The sequence below is a fragment of the Ferroplasma sp. Type II genome, assembly GCF_000496155.1.
In genome coordinates, this window is sequence record NZ_KI542800.1 from 1 (window position 1) to 1694 (window position 1694).

2 protein-coding genes are annotated in these 1694 nt (G+C 40.4%); one reads left to right on the forward strand and one right to left on the reverse strand.

The features are described 5' to 3' along the window. On the forward strand, nt 1–418 hold a 418-nt coding region (locus tag AMDU4_RS12070), incomplete at its 5' end, for an Lrp/AsnC family transcriptional regulator (RefSeq protein ID WP_021788234.1). Nucleotides 419–429: 11 nt separating this feature from the next. Here the strand turns inward: AMDU4_RS12070 and AMDU4_RS12075 are convergent. Continuing rightward, nucleotides 430–1694, reverse strand: a 1265-nt coding sequence (locus tag AMDU4_RS12075) for an aspartate ammonia-lyase (protein WP_290705298.1), incomplete at its 5' end; no start/stop codon positions are given.

Consider the following 1694-nt stretch of genomic DNA (forward strand, 5'->3'; position numbering starts at 1 on the left):
TATGTGCTTCCTGCGCTACAATGCCAGAATGTCAAATGCTGAAATAGCAAAGATGCTGAATACCAGTGAAGCCACTGTAAGGCGGAGAATTAACGAGCTTGTGCGGAGAAAGATTATCACGGGCTTTTCCGCACTGGTTGACCTGCATGCCATTGAAAATAGCATAAAAGTGTGCATAAGGATAGACACCGAGGGAGACAAGCTTGACTCTATTGCCCAGTCACTTTCCGCAAATCCCAATATACTGTCACTGTACAGGAGAAGAGGGCAAAATCAACTGCTTCTTCAGGGTCTTTTCCTGAACCTTGAAACCATACAGGAATTCGAGGACGGCCTGGCAAGAAAGGATGGAATAGTAAAATATGATACAATGGTTGTGTCAAAGGCATTCAAAAAAGATCCTTGGGTAGGCATATAAAAATTTAAAATTCAATTAAGAAAATTGAATATTTCTTTGTACTTTTTTTCATCTATTTTTCCTGTTGCCAGGACAAGGTCTTTTATGCTTTTTCCTGTTTCCAGGGACTCTTCTACTATCTTTGCCATGGTGTCATAGCCCAGGTAAGGATTGAGTAATGCTGCCGAACCGAAACTTCTTTCTATATTTTCCTTTATTTTGTTCAGATCAGGCTTTATTCCCTGCATTGCCTCTTCATCCAGCATTTTGATCCCGTTTGCAAGCCTTTCAATTGATTTGGATATTTCATAGTCTATGTGTGGCATCATGACATTTAGCTCAAGTTGCCCGGCCTTTACAGAAAGATTTACTGCCTGCTGCGATCCGGTTATAGAATGGCATATCATGTTCATGGCTTCAGCTATGGATGGATTTATTTTTCCAGGCATTATGGATGAACCCTGTTGAACTGCCGGGAGTATTATCTCATGCAGGCCTGCTCCTGGACCGGAATATAGAAGCCGTAGGTCATCGGAAATTTTGCTAAGATCAAGTGCCATGTTGGACAGTGCGTTGATTACCCTTGAAAAGTCGGTCATGAACTGCATTATGCCCATTAAATTTTCTCCTGGCCTGAAATTAAAGCCAGTTTCCTCTGATATTTTCTTTACAGCATTTTCCTTATATCCCTCAGGTGTGTTTGCTCCATTTCCCACAGCTGTTCCTCCAATATTTAGTTCCAGTATATAGTCTAATGAAGCTTCAAATTCCTTAAGATCCCTTGCAATTGCAAATGCCCAGGCATTAAATTCGTCTCCCAGTGTTACCCTCACAGCATCCTGGAGATGTGTTCTCCCTGTTTTGTAAACTTTCTCAAATTCCTTGTGCTTTGCCCTTAATGTTTTTATAAGTGATTCAGCGTTGCCAATAAGTTTTGGGGACTTTAGCATTATGCTTACACGCATCATGGTAGGATAAATATCATTTGTTGACTGGCTCATATTTATTACATCATTAGGATGTGCGTATTTGTATTCCCCTTTTTTATGATTAAGTGACTCAAGAACCAGATTCGCAAGTATTTCATTGGTATTCATATTAAAAGATGTACCTGCACCAGCCTGAAAAACATCAAGGACAAACTGATCGTCGAATTCTCCAGCTATTAGCCTGTCACATGCCTTGCTTATGCTTTCATACAATTCTTTCTGAAGTTTACCTGATGTGTAGTTAGCATATGCGGCACCTTTCTTTACTATTGCCATTGCCCTTATATGGTCGCGGTCTCTGGATTTTA